This window comes from Stenotrophomonas sp. YIM B13575 (assembly GCF_042787595.1).
GTDB lineage: Bacteria > Pseudomonadota > Gammaproteobacteria > Xanthomonadales > Xanthomonadaceae > Stenotrophomonas > Stenotrophomonas lactitubi_B.
In genome coordinates, this window is sequence record NZ_JBHZOP010000030.1 from 41762 (window position 1) to 55286 (window position 13525).

Sequence of the window (13525 nt, forward strand, 5' to 3'; positions counted from 1 at the left end):
AATCAGCGGTTCTGGAAGGCGGGTGGACGGCGCTGCAGGAAGGCGCTGGTGCCCTCGCGCATGTCCTCGGTGGCGAACAGCAGGCCGAACTGCGCACTTTCGTATTCCAGGCCGGCGTCCAGGCTGCATTCGCCGCCCACGTGCACTGCGTCGAGCAGGCCGCGCAGCGCCAGCGGCGCCGACTGTGCCAGCTGCCGGGCCAGGGCCTGTACGCGGGCGTCCAGCTCGGCGGCGGGCACCACCTCGTTGACGATGCCCAGGGCCAGCGCGCGCGCGGCGTCGATCGGGGTGCCCAGCAGGCACAGTTCCAGCGTGGCCGCGCGGCCACACAGGCGCAGCAGTCGCTGGCTGCCGCCGAAGCCGGGAATCAGGCCGAGATTGATCTCCGGTTGGCCGACCTTGGCCGAATCGGCCGCAATGCGCAGGTGGCAGGCCATTGCCAGTTCCAGCCCGCCGCCCAGCGCAAAACCGTTCACGCGGGCGATCACCGGCTTGGGCATGCGTTCGATGCGGCGCATCAGGGCCTGGCCGAGCAGGGAGAAGTCACGTCCCTGAACCGCGCTCAATGTGTTCATTTCCGCGATGTCGGCCCCAGCCACGAAGGCCTTGGGGCCTGCGCCGGTCAGCACCACCACCCGTACCGCCGGATCGGTGGCCGCGTCGCTGAACGCCCCGGCCAGAGCCTGCAGGGTCGCGGCATTGAGGGCGTTGAGTTTGTCCGGACGCTGCACGGTAATGGTGCGGATGGCGCCGTCGTCGCTGACGCCGACCGGGTGGGGAGTGGGGGCCTCGGCCACGGGAAACTCCTGGAACGTTAAAAAAAAGTGAGATTGAACTCTGTAAACGCAGACAGGTCATAGCCTGCGTGGTGAGTAGCGGTTACACGTTGTGGCCGTTATCCTAACCCGTCGCCTCAGGGCGGCGCAGAACGTCCCTGAGTTACCACCCCTGGAGAACTGTTTGATGAAGTTGCGTTCTATCGCGGTCGCCGTCGCGGCCCTGGCCCTGACGGGCAATGCCTTCGCCCAGGACATCGCGTCCGAGAAGGGCAAGCTGAGCTACTACTTCGGTTACGACTACGGCAACAACCTGGCGGAGCTGACCGGTCGCGGTGAGCAGCTGGACATCAACTCGGTGGTGAAGGGTCTGCAGGACGCCTACGCCAAGAAGCAGCCGGCGATCACCGCCGAGCAGCTGAAGCCGGCCGTTGAAGCGTTCCAGAAGCGCGAGCAGGGCCGTGCCCAGGCCGCCAAGGCCGAGTACGAAAAGGCTGCTGCCGACAACAAGACCAAGAGCGATCAGTTCATGGCGCAGAACAAGGCAAAGGCGGGCGTGCAGACCCTGCCGAGCGGCGTTCAGTACCGTGTGATCGAAGCCGGCAAGGGTGCCAAGCCGACCCAGGCCAGCACCGTGCAGCTGGAAGTGGCCGGTCCGTTCCCGTACGGCCAGCGTCCGACCGAGGCTCGTCCGGCCCAGCAGATTCCGTCGATCAAGGTCAGCGAAGTCGAAATGAAGGCCATGCGCGAGACCCTGCTGCAGATGCCGGCTGGCTCGAAGTGGGAAGTGTCCCTGCCGCCGGATCAGGCCTATGGCGCCGACCCGCGCACCCCGTTCCCGCCGAACGTGGCTGTGCAGTTCGAGATCAAGCTGATCAGCGTCAAGTAAGAAGAAACTGCATCAACATCAACGCGCCGGTGATCCCACCGGCGCGTTTTTGTTTCTGCAGCATGCAGCAGCCGTATGGGCCCCATCCCAAATCCGGTCCATTCGCGCTACTGTTGACCGGTGCAAATAATGGAAGAAACGGCGCGTGCTGTCGCAAGTCCCTGCATCAACGTGTGCAAGCTGGATCGCAACCGGCTGTGCGCCGGCTGCGGGCGGCATATCGACGAAATCGCGGGGTGGTCGTCGATGAGCGACAGCGAGCGCACCCACATCCTGCAGCGCGTGCTGCCATTGCGGCAACAGCTGCAGCAGTCGCTGCGAGGCTCGCTGGCCGATCATGAGCGCCTGCTGCGCGCCCTGCACCCGCTGGCCGAGCCGCCGGCAGGCGACGGCTGGAACCGCAGTGAACTGGATGATCTGCTGCCCCCGGGCCCACCGGTCGAGGCGGCGGTGCTGGCCGGCATCGTGCCGCGTGCCAACGGTGCGCAGGTGATCCTGACCCGGCGTACCGAAACCCTGCGGCAACATGGTGGCCAGGTCGGTTTTCCCGGTGGCCGTACCGAGCCGGATGATCGTGATGCGCTGGCCGCCGCACTGCGCGAAAGCCAGGAAGAAATCGCATTGGCGCCGACGCAGGTGCAGGCACTGGGTTATCTCGATCCGTTCGTGACCATCACCGGCTACCGGGTCACCCCGGTGGTGGCGGTGATCGATCCTGACTTCGTGGCGGTACCGCAGCCCAGCGAAGTAGCCGAGGTGTTCGAAGTGCCGCTGGACTACCTGATGGCCGCCGACAACCTGCGCCAGGTCGAAATCAACCATCGCGGCCGCGTCCGCCACGTCCTCGAATACGGCTGGCCCGGCCAGCGCATCTGGGGCGCCACTGCGGCCATCCTGTACAACCTGCGTCGCCGCCTGGAGCAAGTGCAATGAAATCGATCGACCCGCCGTGGACCACCCTCGTTGATGTTGCGACCCTGGCTGCGGCCCTGGGCGACGGAGTACGCGTGGTCGATGCCCGCGCAACTGCAAGCACTGTCGTACGCGTGGTCGATGCACGTGCATCGCTGGCCGATCCGCAGGCGGGCAATGGCCTCTACGCACAGGGACATATTCCCGGTGCGGTGCATGCCGATCTCAACCGCGACCTGTCCGACCTTGCACGGGTCGGCCATGGCCGCCACCCACTGCCGGACAGCGATACGTTCGCCGCGCGGCTGGGGCACTGGGGCATCGGCCCCGATACGCAGGTGGTCGTGTATGACGGCAGCGATGGCAGCATGGCCGCCGCGCGCCTGTGGTGGCTGCTGCGCCTGATCGGGCACACGAAGGTGGCCGTGCTCGATGGCGGCATCGCCGCCTGGCAGGCCGCCGGCCAACCGCTGGCGACCGGCAGCAGCGAAGTCGCGGCGTTGCCGGCGTATCCGGGGCGTTTCGATACCAGCCAGGTTGCCAGCGCGGACGAGATCGAATCGCGTCTCAAGCACGCGCCGGGCTGGCTGGTCGACGCCCGCGCAGGCGAGCGTTTCCGTGGCGAGGTGGAACCGCTGGATCCGGTGGCCGGCCATGTGCCGGGAGCGGTCAATCGACCGTTCGCGCTGAACGTGCTGGACGGCCGCCTGCGCGATGCACAGGAACTGCGCTCCGAACTGCAGGGCGTGATCGGCAACCAGGATCCCCAGCGCGTGGTGCTGATGTGCGGCTCGGGCGTGACCGCCTGCCATCTGCTGCTGGCGATGGAAAGCGCGGGCCTGTCCGGCGCGCGCATCTATGCCGATTCCTGGAGTGGCTGGGTCAGCGACAGCAGCCGCCCGGTCGCTACCGGCGCCTGAAGCCGCTTCCTGGACCTGCGCCACTGTAGAGCCGAGCCCACGCTCGGCTGCTTCCGCCTGCAATGCCGTGGAACTGCACCATCCAAGCCGAGCATGGGCTCGGCTCTACGGGACGCGTGCATTGCCTGGCAGCATCACCCCAGCGGCTGCAGCGGCACCTTGGCCAGGATCCGCTGCCACGGGAACAACGGGCCCGGATCCCGCTTGCGCGCCACGGTCACGGCCGGGTCGTCACTGGCAGGTACCTGCTCCAGGTCCAACTGGTCGTGGCCGGCGATCTGCCGCAGCGAGGGGTACTGCAGCACCAGCGCCTGCAGCAACCGTTCCAGCGCCAGCAACTGCGCTTCGGTGTAGGGCTCGTCCATCGCCTGGTGGCGGCTGTCGAGCCAGTGCGGGTAGCGCCCCGAATTGACCAGTTCGATGCCCACCGAGTCGGCATTCATGCCGCGCACGTGGTGGGCGATGCGCTCCGGCGCCACGTACTGCACCACGCTGCCGTCGCGGTCGATGTAGAAATGCCCGCTGTTGCCGGCGCCGCTGTCGTACAGCACGCGCTCGCCGTACTCACGGGCAGTCGCCAGGTCGGGCAGTTCGGTACAGTGGATCACCACCATCGCCAGGCTGGATGGATCGCGCACGGGCAGGCGGTCGTGGTAGGGCAGCGGCTGCAGCTGCAGGCCGGGCAGGAGCGGGTTGGGCATGCGGCGATGCTAGCATTGCCGAATGAAACTGCCTTCCTTCCTGCTGTCGGTCCGCTCCGTGGGAGCGCACGCATGAGCCGCGGTCACTGCATCCTGTCGCACGGTTTCGAGAGCGGCCCGGAGGCGACCAAGGTCACCGCCCTGGCCGAAGTCGCCGAGCGCCTGGGCTGGACCCATGAGCGCCCCGATTACACCGACCTGGACGCGATGAGCGAGGTCAGCCGCGTTGGCGACGTGCGCACCCGCCTGCAGCGCCTGATCGAGCGCACGGCCGCTGCCGCCGCGCAGGGTCCGGTGGTGCTGGCGGGCTCCAGCCTGGGCGCCTACATCTCCGCCATTGCCTCGCTGCAGGTGCCGGTGGCCGGCCTGTTCCTGATGGTGCCGCCCACCACCATGGGCCCGATGCCGGCGCTGGATGCCGCGCCGGTGCCGACCACGGTGGTACAGGCGTGGCATGACGAGGTGGTGCCGGCCGCTGGGGTCATCGCCTGGGCGCAGGCGCGCTCGGCGCAGCTGCTGCTGGTGGACGACGGCCATCGCCTGGAAAACCACGTCGAGGCCTCCGCGCAGGCCTTTGAGCGCCTGCTGCGGCAGCTGTGAAGCCCGGGCGCACGGCGCGCCCGCCCGCATTGACTACAATGGCAGCCCCGCCGCCCCTGGCGCGGGCCTGCCGGCCGTGCCTACGGCCCTCCCTTCCGAATGGCCCGGCTCCCTGCCGTGCCTGACCACCTGCGAACCGATCCCGTGAAATTTTTTGTCTCCTGCGCCAAGGGCCTGGAATACCTGCTTGCCGATGAGTTGTCGGCCCTCGGCCTGGAAAAGGCCACTGCCACCATCGCCGGCGTCAACGCCGAGGGCGAACTGGAGCAGGCGCTGCGGATCGTCATGTGGTCGCGGCTGGCCAGCCGCGTACTGTGGCCGATCGACGAGTTCGAATGCCCGGACGAGCAGGCGCTGTATGACGGCGTGCGCGCGCTGCCGTGGCACGAGCACATCAAGCCGGAGATGACCCTGGCGGTGGACGCGCACGTGTCCGGCGACAAGATCACCCATGCCCGTTTCGCCGCGCAGCGGATCAAGGACGCCATCGTCGATCGCATGCGTGACGAAGGGCTCGAGCGCCCCTCGGTCAACACCGATCTGCCGGACGTGCGCGTCAACCTGTCGCTGCGCAAGGGCCGCGCCTCGCTGTCGATCGACCTCGGTGGTGGCCCGCTGCACCGCCGCGGCTGGCGTGGTGCCGCGCATGACGCGCCGTTGAAGGAAAACCTGGCTGCCGCGCTGCTGATGCGTGCGCAGTGGCCGCGCCTGCATGCTGCCGGTGGCGGCCTGCTGGATCCGATGTGCGGCAGCGGCACCCTGCTGATCGAAGGCGCGCTGATGGCCGCCGACGTCGCTCCCGGCCTGATGCGCCATGGCAGTCTGCCGCCGAGCCGCTGGTTGGGCTTCGACAAGGCGGCCTGGAAAACCATCCAGAGCGAAGCGCGTGATCGCGAAGCGGCCGGCTTGGCCGCGCTGAAGCCGGTCGTCCACGGCAGCGACATCGACCCGGTGGCGATCCAGGCGGCGCGCGAGAACGCGGAAGTGGCCGGCGTCGCCCATGCCATCCGCTTCACCCGCGCCGATGTGGCTGACCTGCCCACCCCGGAGCAGGAGATCGGCGCGGTGGTCTGCAACCCGCCGTATGACGAACGCCTGGCCGCCGATCCGGCGCTGTACCGCAAGCTCGGCAATGCCCTGCAGAAGGCGGTGCCGCAGTGGCGCGCCAGCCTGCTGTGCGGCAATGACGAACTGGCCTTTGCCACCGGACTGCGTGCCGGCAAGAAATACCAGATGTTCAATGGTGCACTGGAATGTGCACTGATCGTCTGCGATCCGATCGCGGTGCCGGGTCGCGATCCGGCACAGGTGCGCGAGCTGAGCGAAGGCGCGCAGATGGTGGCCAACCGCCTGCGCAAGAACCTGAAGAAGTTCAAGAGCTGGCGTGCCCGCGAGAACATCACCTGTTTCCGCGCCTACGACGCCGATCTGCCGGAGTACGCGGCCGCCATCGACGTCTACGAGGAAGACGGCGGCCAGCGCCGCACCTTCCTGCACGTGCAGGAATACGCTGCACCGGCCGCGATTCCCGAGAACGACGTGCGCCGCCGCCGCAATGAACTGCTGGCTGCTGCGCGCGAGGTGTTCGCCGTACCGCCGGAACAGGTGTCGATGAAGTCGCGCGAACGTGGCAAGGGCGGCAGCAAGTACGGCCGTTTCGAGCAGCGTGATGAGTTCCTCGTGGTACGCGAGAACAACGCGCTGCTGCAGGTGAACCTGTTCGATTACCTCGATACCGGCCTGTTCCTCGACCATCGCCCGCTGCGCCGCCTGATGGCCGAGCAGGCGCGCGGCAAGCGCTTCCTCAACCTGTTCTGTTACACCGGCGTGGCCAGTGTGCAGGCGGCGGTGGCCGATGCGGCCAGCACCACCAGCGTCGACCTGTCGGCGACCTACCTGCAGTGGTGCTACGACAACCTGGCCTTGAACGGGCAGGGCGGCAACCAGCACCTGCTGGTGCAGGCCGATGCGATGGCCTGGCTGGAAGGCGATCGCGGCCAGTACGACGTGATCTTCTGCGACCCGCCGACGTTCTCCAACTCGGCCCGTGCCGAGGACTTCGACGTGCAGCGCGAACAGGTGAAGATGCTGCGTGCGGCCGTCGCCCGACTGGCGCCGGGCGGCGTGCTGTATTTCTCCAACAACTTCCGCCGCTTCAAGCTGGAAGAGAACGCCATCGCCGAATTCGCCCAGTGCCGCGAGATCAGCGCCAGCACCATCGGCCCGGATTTCGAGCGCAACGCACGCATCCATCGTGCGTGGGAGCTGAAGCGCCTGGCGTGAACCGACGTCCGGGGTCGGATCCCCTGCGCGCAGCGCAGGGGCTCTGACCCCATCAAGGTCGGAGGATCCACGCCATGCATCGATGGCGGTACGTGCCTGGGTCAGAGCCCTTGCGCTGTGCGCAAGGGATCCGACCCCGGTGGCTTCGGCTACACCAACGCCACCACCAGCCCGATCACCGGCAACGCGACCGCCAGCGGTGCGATCCATTTCGGCCGGTACGGATACAGGCCGAACGCCAGCACGATGCCACCCAGCGTAAGCGCGCCGAGCCACAGCACCGGGCCCATCGCCCAGCCCTGGTCGACCACGCACAGGGCGAACGCCACGGTCAGCAGCACCCAGCCCAGCACCCGCCATTGCGTGCGCCGTACTGGTGACGCCGCTGCCTTGCCGTGCAGTTCCTGCTGGTGCTTCTCCATCGCCAGCGACAGCGCGGTGAACGCTGTGAACGACAATCCCAGTACCAGCAGCATCATGCGCTGGCCTCCGCTTCCACTGCATCGGCCGGTGCCTTCGTCGCTGCAGCGGCCGCCGCGCGCTTCTTTTTCTCGGCGGCACTCAGCGGCGGCGTCCAGCGCTGCATGCGCCAGCCGCACAGGGCCAGCATCGCGCCGAAGGCGATCATCGACAGGTCGAAGCCAGCCAATGCCCAGTCACCGTTGAACAGGGTCACGCCCAGGTGTGCGTGGGTGGTCAATGCGTTCACTACCGGGATCAGCGCGAACGCGGCCGCGCCGATGTACAGCTGCCACGCCCACATCATCCGCTTGGGCCAGATGAAGGCCGCCAGCAGCGAGGCGCCCCATGCGTAGAAGAACACGTTCGCCTCGGCGTTGGAGCGCTCGGCCAGGCCCAGCGGCAGCAGCCGGTTGCCCCAGAAATAGGCGGCAAAGGCGATTGGCAGGCCGGCCACGGCGCCGATGTTCAGCGCATCGACCAGGCGCAGGCCGAAGCCGGTGCGACCGCTCTTGGCATGCTTCGGACGCTCCTTCACCGCCCACAGCACCACGCCGCTGGCCACCATCAGGCAGCCGGTCAGGCCGGACAGGAAGAACAGGGCGCGCACGCCCCAGTCGGCGAAGCGCGCCAGGTGCAGGCCGTACAGCACGCCACGGGTGGCGGTGGCGCCACCGGAAGGCGGGGTTTCCTGCAGCAGCGCGCCAGTGACCATGTCATAGCGCAGCGCGGGCGTGTCGATGGACAAACGCTTGCCGTCGCGCTGGCGGATGTCGATCACCGCATTGGCGGCACCGGGATTGGCAACGCTGAAACCGGCGACCTCGGTGCCGTGCCAATGCGTGCGGGCACTGTCCAGCAGCTGCCGCAGCGGCAGCGGGGCTGCCTTGCCTTCGGCGGGCGCGGTGACCTCGGGCAGGCCACCAAAGGCCTCCGAATAGAACGCATCCTGATCGGTGCCGTAGGCCACGTTCACTCCCCACGGCAGGTACATGATCATCAACGTGACGATGCCGGTGTAGGTGATCATTGCGTGGTAGGGCAGGGCCATCACCGCGCTGACGTTGTGGAAGTCCAGCCAGGAGCGCAGGCCCTTGTCCTTCCGGAAGGTGAAGAAGTCCTTGAAGATCTTCTTGTGGGTGATCACGCCGGTGATGATCGCCACCAGCATGAACATCGCGCAGAAGCCCACCAGGTAGCGCGCCCACAGCACGGGAATGTAGTGCAGGTCGAAATGCAGGCGGTAGAAGAAGTCGCCGCCACGGGTCTCGCGGGCCTTCAGCTCGGTGCCGGTGTTGGGGTCCAGGGTGGCATCGCCAAAGGCGCCGCGGCGTCCCTTGCTCGGATCGGCCAGTGCCTCTGGCAACCGCCAGAACATCTGCATGGCCGGATTGCGCGGCTGCGGCAGGGTGACGAACCAGCTCTCGGCCTGGGGGGCATTGGCCAGCAGGTAGTCGGCCGCGCGCTGCGCCGCTTCGTCGGTGCTGACCGCGCTGCGCGGCAGTTCCGGGCGCATCCAGCGGCTGATTTCCTCGCGGTAGTAGCTGGCAGTGCCGGCCATGAAGATCAGCAGCAGCAGCCAGCCGACCAGCAGGCCGGTCCAGGTGTGCAGCCAGGCCATGGATTGGCGGAATCCATTCTTCATGCCCACGCTCCCAGCAGGCGCGAAATGCCGGCCATCAGCAGGGTGGGGGCGAGAATGCCGACCCAGGCGCGCAGCGCACTGCGGGTGGCGAACGCCCACAGCGCCGCACAGGCAGCGACCAGGATCGCCAGCAGCATGCCGGTCAATACGGCCTGGCCGCGCGCGCCCGGCAGGGTCAGTGCGCAGAACACGGTGGTCATCGAGGCAAGCGCGTAGCCGCCGAAGATGGCGGCAAGGGATCGGGACAGCACGCCCCATCGCGGGTTGGCGAAGAAGGTGCTGAGGCGGGGGCTGGCGGTTGCGGGCGAGCGGTCCACGGCGGTCCTGCAGGTTGAATGAAAGAGGACCGGCGCACCAAAGCGCGCCGGGGTTGGCCATCCGTGGCCGGTGCCGGTCGCAGAACCGGCGCCATCCATCAGATCGTCAGAGCTTCCAGCGCAGCGTCATCATCACGTTGCGCGGTTCGCCCCAGTACACGCCGTCGTAGAAACCGACGCGGTTGTAGTACTTCTTGTCCAGCAGGTTGTTCACGTTCACCTGGGCGGTGAAGTTCTCGTTGAAGCGATAGCCGGCCGACAGGTTGAGCAGGTAGATGTCACCCTGTTCAATCGCCACGCGGTCGCGCTTGCCGCTGACCAGGAAGTCCTCGCGCGGCTTGTTGCTCAGGCTCCAGATGCCGCTCTGCCAGGTCGCGCCGCCACCGATCCAGAAGCGGCCTTCGGCACCACCCGGGCGCCAGCTGGCGTTGAGGCGGAACAGATCGACCGGAACGGTGGTGTTCTGGCGAACGCCCAGCGCATTGCGGCTGACGGTATGGGTGAACCCGGTCGACAGGTTCCAGTGCTCGCCCAGGCTGCCCTGTGCTTCGATTTCCCAGCCCTTCACCTTGTTGCCCTTGCCGGTGGAGCGGTAGGCACTGATGCCACCGGGCAACGAGTTTTCCGGCACCGAATCATCGAGCTCGGCGACGTTGTCCTTCTCGCCCTTGAACACCGCGACCGAGGTGTTGAGCAGGCCATCGAAGAACTCGGCCTTGAGCCCGGCTTCCCACATGTCACCGACGACCGGTTCGAGGTAGTTGTTGGCCTTGTCGCGGTAGTTCTGCGGCTGGAAGATGTCGGTGTAGCTGACGTAGCCGCTGAAGTAACGGTTGAAGTCGTAGATGAAGCCGGCGTACGGGGTAAGCGAGTCGTCGGGCTTGTAGCCACCGCGCGCGGTACCGGTCAGGCGCCCGGCGTCGTCGTGGGTGTAGTTCCAGCTGCGTGTTTCCCAGCTGCCGTAGCGGGCGCCGAGCACGGCGGTCAGCGGCTCGGCCAGCTGCAGGCGCGCGGCCAGGTAGGCGGCACGCTGGCGCAGTTCGTCTTCCGAGGCGAGATAGCCCAGGCGGGTGACCTGCAGCGGTGCGATGTCGCCGTTCCAGCTGCGCCAGTCCGGCACGCGGGTGTAGCTGTCCGGGTAGTCTGCGGTTTCACTCGCAGGCACTTCGCCCTTGCGCACCGACTGGCCGAAGCCGAATACCAGTTCGTGTTCGCGGCCGAACAACTGGAACGGACCGCCGACGTTGAAGTCGAACACCTGCATGTCGCCGTTTTCACCGAAGCTGCCGACGAAGGCAGAGATGCCGCTGCCATCGGCACGCGGGTAACCGGACGCGCCATACCAGACCGCGCCGTCGGTCTCGCGCTTGGAGCGGGTGTAGGCGAATTTCGCGGCCCAGCCATGGCCCAGCTGCTGTTCGAGGCGGGCGAACGCGCTCTTTTCGATGATCGGCCAGCTGCTCCAGCGCGCCGACAGGTTGGTCGAGCGCGGCAGGTTGGCCGGCTTGCCATCGGCGCCCCAGTACGGCACCACGCCCCAGGTCACGCCGGTGGTGCGCGGCGACTGGTACTCGTAGCCAGCTTCCAGCAGGGTGGTGTCGGTGATGTCGGCCTGGACGATGCCGTAGAAGACGTCCTTGTCCAGCTTGTACACATCGCGGAACGAATCGCTCTGCTGCTTGGCGGCGACCACGCGGGCGCGGATGCGGCCATCCAGGGCGATGGGGCCGCCGAGGTCGGCTTCCAGGCGCTGGTTGCCCCAGCGCCCGAGCGTCAGGTTGGCGCTCATCTGGAACGTATCGGTGGGGCGCTTGCGGACGAAGTTGATGGTGCCCGACGGATCACCGGCACCGGTGGTCAGGCCGGTGGCACCACGCACCACTTCGATGCGGTCGTAGATCACGCTGTCGGTGTTGGTCTTGATGTAGCCACCGAAGGTGTTGAGCATGCCATCGACCTGGAAATTGGTGATGTTGTACCCGCGCGAAACGTAGTTGATGCGTTCGCTGTCGGTGACCGACACCGCCACGCCGGTTACCTGGCCCATCACGTCGGACAGCGAGAACAGGCCCATGTCGTCCAGCCGCTGCCGGGTCACCACGGTCATCGACTGCGGGGTGTGGCGCAGCGACAGGCCGAGCTTGGTCGCCGTGCTGGCCCGCTTCACGGTGTAGCTGTCAGCAATGTCGCCATCGGCGGTTACCTGGACGGTGTCCAGGGTGCGCGCGGACGGTTCGGCAGAACCTTCCTCTGCGTGTGCCAACGGTGCGGTCAACAGTGCGGTCACGGCCAGGGCCAGCAGGGTTGGGCGGGGAGTAGTCAGGAGCGAAGCCATCGGTGCGATTCCATGCAGGACAAAAAACAGGCGATGGCAAACGCACCCATGGCAGCCATGCGCTCCGCGCACGTCACCCAGCGTGATTCCCATCGACGGTGCGCCACCTGCGGCAGGCAGGCGACCCAGTGGTCGGGGGATGTACACGGGCGAAGGGGCGGGTGGGCGCGTGCTTCCGTGCCCCGCTTGGCTAAGCGTACAACCGATCAGTAAATGATAGGCATTCGCATTTCGTTAAGCAAGCGTGACAGCTCCCCTCATCCACGCGTGGCGTGGATCTACTGGCCAGGGCTCCGGAATCTCAGTCTAGAAACGGAACAGAACAGTCGCTGCATGCAGCAGCAGGCCGATCAGGCCGCCCACCAGGGTGCCGTTGAAGCGGATGAACTGCAGGTCGCGGCCCACGCTCAGTTCCAGCTGCTCGACCAGGTGGCGCTCGTCCCAGCTCTTCACGGTCTGCGCGATATGGGTGGTGACGCCCTCGCGCAGGCGCCCGGTGAGGCGCTGTGCGCCTTCCAGCAGGTGCTGGTTCAATGCCTCGCGCAACGCCGGGTCCGATTGCAGGCTGTCGCCCAGCGAGGCCAGGCTGCGCTGCAGATGACCGACCAGGGCCGAATCCTCACGCTGCAGATCGCCGCGCAGGCTGGCATGGATGCGCGACCACAGGCCCTGTACGTACTCCTGCAGGGCAGGGTGGTCGATCATTTCCTGCTTGAGCTGCTCGATGCGCTCGGCCAGCGCCGGGTCTTCGCGCAGACGCTGCACGTAGTTGCCCAGCCATTGTTCGTAATCCTGGCGCAGCGAATGCTGCGGCTCGGCCAGCACCTGCTGCAGTTCTTCCAGCACCGCCCGGGCCAGGCGTTCGGCAAGGTTGTCGCCGATCTCATCAATCGGCTTGATCCAGTTCACCGTGCTCGACAGTGTCGGCCATTCACGCTGGATGTAGCGCACGATCAGCTGCGAAGCGCGCTCCTTCACTTCCGGTTGTTCCAGCCAACGCCCCAGCCGTTGCAGGCCTTCGTCCAGCACCCGCTGGTGGCGCCCATCGGCGGTCAGCAGGCCCAGCAGTTCGCCGGCGGTGGCCGATGCATTCCACTGCCGCAGCTGCTGCACCACGAAGGCATGCAGTTGCCGCCGGACTGCGGTCTCGTCGAAGAAGTCCAGCGCCTGCAGTGCCCAGCCGCGGGCCATGTCGGCCAGCATCCGGGAACGCGCGGGATCGGCCAGCCAGCTGCCGAGGCGGCTGGCCGGGTCGAACACCTGCAGCTTGGCCAGCAGCACCGTCGGTTCCAGGAACTGGTCGCGCACGAACAGGGCCAGACTGTCGCCGATGCGTTCCTTGCTGCGGGGGATGATCGCCGTATGCGGAATCGGCAGGCCCATCGGCCGCCGGAACAGAGCGACCACCGCGAACCAGTCCGCGAGCGCGCCGACCGCGGCAGCTTCGCAGAAGGCCGACACCCAGGCCCAGATACCGCGCTCACCCTGCCAGTGGCTGACCGCGAAGCCGGCCAGCATAAACAGCAACAGGCCAAGAGCGAGGGCTTTCAGGCGCCGCAGCTGGGCGCGGCGCGGATCGATGGCAGACGTCATGCCTGAAGTCTACCCGCAGGCCGGTGATGCCTACCTGTAGAGCCGAGCCCATGCTCGGCTGCCCTTTGCCGCGCGCAAGGCAGCCGAGCATGGGC

General features: G+C 67.1%; 12 protein-coding genes. 5 read left to right on the forward strand and 7 right to left on the reverse strand.

What is annotated here, in order from left to right; genetic code table 11:
• Positions 1-2: 2 nt before the first annotated feature.
• A complete protein-coding gene (locus ACFX4F_RS06685; protein WP_380653417.1) occupies positions 3-797 on the reverse strand; it encodes an enoyl-CoA hydratase/isomerase family protein in 795 nt (264 codons plus the stop codon).
• Between the two features lie 166 nt (positions 798-963).
• On the opposite strand from ACFX4F_RS06685, the gene ACFX4F_RS06690 reads away from it, so the two are divergent.
• From ACFX4F_RS06690 to ACFX4F_RS06700, 3 genes are all read left to right on the forward strand, one after another.
• On the forward strand, positions 964-1665 hold the full coding sequence (locus ACFX4F_RS06690; protein ID WP_089239934.1) for an FKBP-type peptidyl-prolyl cis-trans isomerase N-terminal domain-containing protein: 702 nt from the start codon (positions 964-966) through the stop codon (positions 1663-1665).
• A 129-nt stretch (positions 1666-1794) separates the two neighbouring features.
• Complete coding sequence (locus ACFX4F_RS06695; protein ID WP_099819990.1) at positions 1795-2598, forward strand: CoA pyrophosphatase; 804 nt, start codon at positions 1795-1797, stop codon at positions 2596-2598.
• On the forward strand, positions 2595-3497 hold the full coding sequence (locus ACFX4F_RS06700; protein ID WP_380653421.1) for a sulfurtransferase: 903 nt from the start codon (positions 2595-2597) through the stop codon (positions 3495-3497). The genes ACFX4F_RS06695 and ACFX4F_RS06700 overlap by 4 nt, the downstream gene beginning before the upstream one ends.
• A 134-nt stretch (positions 3498-3631) precedes the next feature.
• On the opposite strand, the gene ACFX4F_RS06705 is transcribed toward ACFX4F_RS06700, so the two are convergent.
• On the reverse strand, positions 3632-4198 hold the full coding sequence (locus ACFX4F_RS06705; RefSeq protein ID WP_089239939.1) for an N-acetylmuramoyl-L-alanine amidase: 567 nt from the start codon (positions 4196-4198) through the stop codon (positions 3632-3634).
• A gap of 72 nt (positions 4199-4270) precedes the next feature.
• Between ACFX4F_RS06705 and ACFX4F_RS06710 the strand changes: the two genes are divergently transcribed.
• Both ACFX4F_RS06710 and rlmKL read left to right on the forward strand, forming a co-directional pair.
• Complete coding sequence (locus ACFX4F_RS06710) at positions 4271-4798, forward strand: hypothetical protein (protein WP_180164238.1); 528 nt, start codon at positions 4271-4273, stop codon at positions 4796-4798.
• A 144-nt stretch (positions 4799-4942) separates the two neighbouring features.
• A complete protein-coding gene (gene rlmKL, locus ACFX4F_RS06715; RefSeq protein WP_380653425.1) occupies positions 4943-7081 on the forward strand; it encodes a bifunctional 23S rRNA (guanine(2069)-N(7))-methyltransferase RlmK/23S rRNA (guanine(2445)-N(2))-methyltransferase RlmL in 2139 nt (712 codons plus the stop codon).
• A gap of 149 nt (positions 7082-7230) precedes the next feature.
• Here rlmKL and ACFX4F_RS06720 read toward each other — a convergent pair whose 3' ends face one another.
• The 5 genes from ACFX4F_RS06720 to ACFX4F_RS06740 all read right to left on the reverse strand — a co-directional run bounded on the left by ACFX4F_RS06720 (position 7231) and on the right by ACFX4F_RS06740 (position 13430).
• On the reverse strand, positions 7231-7560 hold the full coding sequence (locus ACFX4F_RS06720; protein ID WP_380653428.1) for a DUF3325 domain-containing protein: 330 nt from the start codon (positions 7558-7560) through the stop codon (positions 7231-7233).
• On the reverse strand, positions 7557-9185 hold the full coding sequence (locus ACFX4F_RS06725; RefSeq protein WP_380653431.1) for a PepSY-associated TM helix domain-containing protein: 1629 nt from the start codon (positions 9183-9185) through the stop codon (positions 7557-7559). Before ACFX4F_RS06725 ends, ACFX4F_RS06720 begins: the two co-directional genes overlap by 4 nt.
• Entirely contained in the window at positions 9182-9502 is a 321-nt protein-coding gene (locus ACFX4F_RS06730; RefSeq protein ID WP_380653434.1) for a DUF3649 domain-containing protein, read from the reverse strand. The genes ACFX4F_RS06725 and ACFX4F_RS06730 overlap by 4 nt, the downstream gene beginning before the upstream one ends.
• 106 nt (positions 9503-9608) lie before the next feature.
• Positions 9609-11837: a TonB-dependent siderophore receptor gene (locus ACFX4F_RS06735; RefSeq protein ID WP_380653437.1), complete on the reverse strand. Its 2229-nt coding sequence runs from the start codon at positions 11835-11837 to the stop codon at positions 9609-9611.
• A 306-nt stretch (positions 11838-12143) separates the two neighbouring features.
• A complete protein-coding gene (locus tag ACFX4F_RS06740) occupies positions 12144-13430 on the reverse strand; it encodes a DUF445 domain-containing protein (RefSeq protein ID WP_099819996.1) in 1287 nt (428 codons plus the stop codon).
• Positions 13431-13525: the final 95 nt, after the last annotated feature.

Bases quoted from the DNA above. Each gene is read 5' to 3' on its own strand.
- ACFX4F_RS06690 (WP_089239934.1), top strand. From the start codon at position 964: ATGAAGTTGCGTTCTATCGCGGTCGCCGTCGCGGCCCTGGCCCTGACG.
- ACFX4F_RS06695 (WP_099819990.1), top strand. From the start codon at position 1,795: ATGGAAGAAACGGCGCGTGCTGTCGCAAGTCCCTGCATCAACGTGTGC.
- ACFX4F_RS06700 (WP_380653421.1), top strand. From the start codon at position 2,595: ATGAAATCGATCGACCCGCCGTGGACCACCCTCGTTGATGTTGCGACC.
- ACFX4F_RS06705 (WP_089239939.1), bottom strand. From the start codon at position 4,198: ATGCCCAACCCGCTCCTGCCCGGCCTGCAGCTGCAGCCGCTGCCCTAC.
- ACFX4F_RS06710 (WP_180164238.1), top strand. From the start codon at position 4,271: ATGAGCCGCGGTCACTGCATCCTGTCGCACGGTTTCGAGAGCGGCCCG.
- ACFX4F_RS06720 (WP_380653428.1), bottom strand. From the start codon at position 7,560: ATGATGCTGCTGGTACTGGGATTGTCGTTCACAGCGTTCACCGCGCTG.
- ACFX4F_RS06725 (WP_380653431.1), bottom strand. From the start codon at position 9,185: ATGAAGAATGGATTCCGCCAATCCATGGCCTGGCTGCACACCTGGACC.
- ACFX4F_RS06735 (WP_380653437.1), bottom strand. From the start codon at position 11,837: ATGGCTTCGCTCCTGACTACTCCCCGCCCAACCCTGCTGGCCCTGGCC.
- ACFX4F_RS06740 (WP_099819996.1), bottom strand. From the start codon at position 13,430: ATGACGTCTGCCATCGATCCGCGCCGCGCCCAGCTGCGGCGCCTGAAA.